This is a genomic window from Enterobacter cloacae complex sp. XAL002 (assembly GCF_049236805.1).
Taxonomy (GTDB): domain Bacteria; phylum Pseudomonadota; class Gammaproteobacteria; order Enterobacterales; family Enterobacteriaceae; genus Enterobacter; species Enterobacter intestinihominis.
In genome coordinates, this window is sequence record NZ_JBMKJN010000054.1 from 1 (window position 1) to 3,747 (window position 3,747).

A 3,747-nucleotide genomic window follows, 5' to 3' on the forward strand; every position below is an offset into this window, starting at 1 on the left:
CGGCAGCTGGCAGGCGTTCGCCTGCGGCACCAGACTGATTTCGACACGGCGGTTCAGCGCCCGGCCTTCCGCCGTGTCGTTGGTGGCGACAGGTCGGCTTTCACCGTAGCCCTGCACCGCAAAACAGCTCTCCGGCACATCGCCGGTATCGCGCATCCAGTCGCGCACGGACTCCGCACGCTTCAGCGACAGGACCTGGTTGGACTGGTCATCCCCGGTGCTATCGGTATGGCCCGCCACTACAATCAGCCAGCCGGGCTTCGCCTTAATGCCCACCAGTGAGTTCACCAGCAGCTTTGTTGAGGCGGGTTTCAGCGCCCACTTTCCGGTATCGAACAGCGACATGCTGTCGAGGCGGATGATTTTCGGCGCGACCTTTTCCACAGGCTTTGGTGGAGGAGGTGGTGGCACATATGAGCGGATCGCTTCCAGCACCGGTATTCGCAGACGTTCCCCCCGATAAAGCCCCAGACCCAGCCGGGCCGGTACACCATTGCGTGCATGCTCATCCAGCAGCGCCGCATCCTCGCGCAGCACCTGTACGGCGCTGGCTTTAGGACCGTAATCATCCATGGCGATGCTGTTGTAACGGACAATATCGAAGCTAACGCGTTGCAGCAGCTGACGGTTGTTCCAGCCACTGCTGAGCAGTGCAGCAATGGTCGCCAGCGTGACGATTCCGAGCGCACCGCGCCAGGTTCGTCCATGCGGTGTCAGGCCTCGTCCTTCTGGCAGTAAAGGGAGGACAAAATTCGGGAACAGGGAAATAACCGTACTGTCCGTTCCCGCCGGCTGCCAGCCAGACACCTGCTGCATCGCAGTATGGCGGGACAACCACGCTGTCCAGACAGAGGTGGCCATGCTTCCGGCCAGGATCGGGCCCAATCCCCACAGAACCGCCACAGGTTCAATGACAGGAATATCGGGGTTTTCATCCATAAGGACAGCGTGGACGTGCTGTTGGAACCAGCTCATCAGGCTGTTCATAAGCACCTGTTGATGCATCGCAGGCGTTCCGCCAGTATTAACCCATTCAGCAACTGAGCCAGGCGCTGAAGTCCCACTCCAGACCTTTACCCCTTCCCCCAGGATCGCCGTCTGCCAGAGCATGTCATTCATCATCGCACTGCCGACCTGTCCATTCAGAACCAGTGGCACAGAATGGCCGGTTGCTTTACGCAACCGACTAATCTGCCAGCGCAGGGCAAGCAAACGACTGGTAAGGCGTTCACTGTCAGGGTGCTGCTGCGGACAAACACTGACCATCACTGACAGCTGACGTCCCCAGTCGGGGCGCAACCACAGTACCTGACGGGCGGCCTGCTCCAGTTCCAGATGATCCTCCACACGGATCCAGCAGCCCTGCGTGACAGTAAGTACCGGTGACTGATGCGGCCAGGCAAGCGGCAGATCGCCACAGACCAGTACCACGGGCTGGCAATAACTGGTTTCAGGCAGGTCCTCCAGACACAGGGTGAAATCGTGCTGCACGCGACGGCAGGCGACAGCCCAGAACGCCATGATTAGCCCCAGTACCGCCAGCAGGACGAGAACGGAAACCAGCCGGGATGCTGGCAGAAACCACAGGCAGACCACTGCACTCAGCAGGGCAGCCCAGAGCGCAAGCCCGCGCTGTTGTGCAGGGCTCATTTCACGGCTCCCGGCAGCAGGGTAAGCAGTGTCTGATCCAGCCAGCAATCCAGTCCCCACCATAATGCGGTGACCACCACCACACTCAGGCCAATGCGCATGGGCCATGATGCAAGCCAACCCCCTATCCCCCGTCCGGCATGGCTTTCCGCCAGAACGGGATGGGGTTGTGAATAGCTGAACGGCGCAACATGTTCATTAAGTGCATTCATGAGTTTCTGCCGCTCAGGATCGTTCAGGGAGCGGAAGTTGCCGAGGAATCCGAGCATCATGACCCGCTGGAAGCAGGTCACGACAGCGTGGTCAGGAGCCGGTTCACGCAGCACATCGCGCATCCGATCGCACAGCGTGTCACCGGCGTCCATGGTGCCAAGGAAGTGCCCCTGCAGGGGAATGTCATACCACTGCACGCAGGCATCATCCTCCACACCGCGACTCTTAACCGCCTCATCCAGCAGCGCACATTGTGCGGTGAGAATATGCCGGCAGCTGGCTTCATCAAGTTCGCCCGCTTTCAGCTCACGCTGCACACGTTCGACATCAGCAATGCAACGCTCCCACAGCGCGCGCCCTTCTCCATCCTGAAATTTCGGACCGTGACGCAGGCTGATCACCTGCAGCCAGGTATCCTGCAGCAGGGCATCAATATCAATGGCCGCGGCAGCGCCGCGTTTACGCTCACTCATGTTCTCAGCACCGCAAAGAGTTCGAGTTCAGGCTCGCCGAGCATGCCCGGAACGTAAAACATGCAGGTGCCGCCCTGGAGCATTTCAGTGGCCTGAGGATGAGAGACATCAAGACTGAAATACTGATTTTCCAGACGTAACGGAATGGCTGCCGGCACATGGCGCAGCGGGGTCAGCGGCACGCCCACCCGCGATGAATTGACGATACTTCTGACATGATCGGGGCTGCCAACCTTGCACTGGCGCGGGAACTGCTCCTGCAGCTGAGCCACCGGCACCATTGAACGCACGGAGAGGTAGTAATCCGCCCCTTCACGCAGACGCGGATCATGCAGACGGGCCTGCCAGAAGTGCAGCCGGGCATCGTGCTCAAGCTCAATCGCCACCACCCGCGATGGCAGACTGGCTTCCAGAAGGTCCCCCAGTAAATCAAACAGCGGCGGAAATACGTTATTCAGTTGCTCGTGCTGCCAGACCGGGATCGCACTCACCTGGTGCTCCAGCGAGAAGGTCAGCAGGCTGCCCGCCAGGCGGGCCAGCTCCGGATACAGGCGTTCAGGCGGACTTTGCGGATGGCGCTGAAACTGCCCCAGCACGGGCTCAGCGCTGTTGAGGGCATTCAGCAACCAGAACAGCGACACGTCGGCCACGGCAAAGTCTGCCATGCGCTCATTACTTTCCCGTCGCATGGCCATCAGTCGGCTCAGGCGTACACGTAGCTGGATCATCAGCTGTTCGAGCTGGGTTAACAGCCAGCGGCTGCCCTGGATGGCCAGGAGCGGGGGGAGAAACGTCTCATCAGGCTGCCACGCCCCCTGCAGATCCTGCTGCAGGCGGGCAACCGGACAGGTCAGGTAATCGCTGTTGTTCTGATGTGCAAACCGCAGCGTCAGCTCAGGACGCATTACCGCAATCTGGCGGGTATCGTCCCCGAAGGTATTGCGGATATCCTGCCAACGCTGGCGATAGCGAACAGGACGCCCGGCTACCTCATCGGGCTTAAGACAGTTGCCACCATTCGCGCGCAGCAGCGGAAGCGCGAGCATCACTACCACCTCATTTGATTCACTCTCCAGCGCCAGAACCGGTGGCAGATCGTCAGCATTATCCGTGTCGATAAGCGTCCCGTCGGGGAAACGGATGTGCAGATGGCGGGCCTGCAGGCGGCCCAGTTTCAGTGCATCCAATTCGAAAGTGGCTTCAATCACTCCCCAGGGATGGGAGAGACCTAACCGGGCGATGCATTCCGCAGACCAGGCCGCATACGCGGCCTGTTGCTGGAAGTGCTGGGGAGAGACCATCTGGCCCCTGCCCCATAACGGTTGTTCCGTTTTCATGCTTCCTGCCTTACGTTACGCTTTCGCTTTCGGCATCTGGCTCACCAGAGACAGGTTCACATCCATGCCTTCCA

3 protein-coding genes are annotated in these 3,747 nt (G+C 60.0%); all 3 read right to left on the reverse strand.

Annotation, left to right across the window (positions count from 1 at the left end; all coding sequences use genetic code 11):
- Positions 1 to 1,650: OmpA family protein (locus ACOT0L_RS23735; protein ID WP_421637280.1), on the reverse strand; the 1,650-nt coding region annotated here is incomplete at its 3' end.
- Positions 1,647 to 2,336: a type VI secretion system protein TssL, short form gene (gene tssL, locus ACOT0L_RS23740; RefSeq protein WP_126504406.1), complete on the reverse strand. Its 690-nt coding sequence runs from the start codon at positions 2,334 to 2,336 to the stop codon at positions 1,647 to 1,649. The genes ACOT0L_RS23735 and tssL, both read right to left, overlap by 4 nt.
- Entirely contained in the window at positions 2,333 to 3,673 is a 1,341-nt protein-coding gene (tssK, locus tag ACOT0L_RS23745) for a type VI secretion system baseplate subunit TssK (RefSeq protein WP_126504404.1), read from the reverse strand. Before tssK ends, tssL begins: the two co-directional genes overlap by 4 nt.
- Positions 3,674 to 3,747 lie beyond the last annotated feature (74 nt).

Excerpts from the sequence above, each read along its gene's own strand:
- tssL (WP_126504406.1), bottom strand. The coding sequence starts at position 2,336 with ATGAGTGAGCGTAAACGCGGCGCTGCCGCGGCCATTGATATTGATGCC.
- tssK (WP_126504404.1), bottom strand. The coding sequence starts at position 3,673 with ATGAAAACGGAACAACCGTTATGGGGCAGGGGCCAGATGGTCTCTCCC.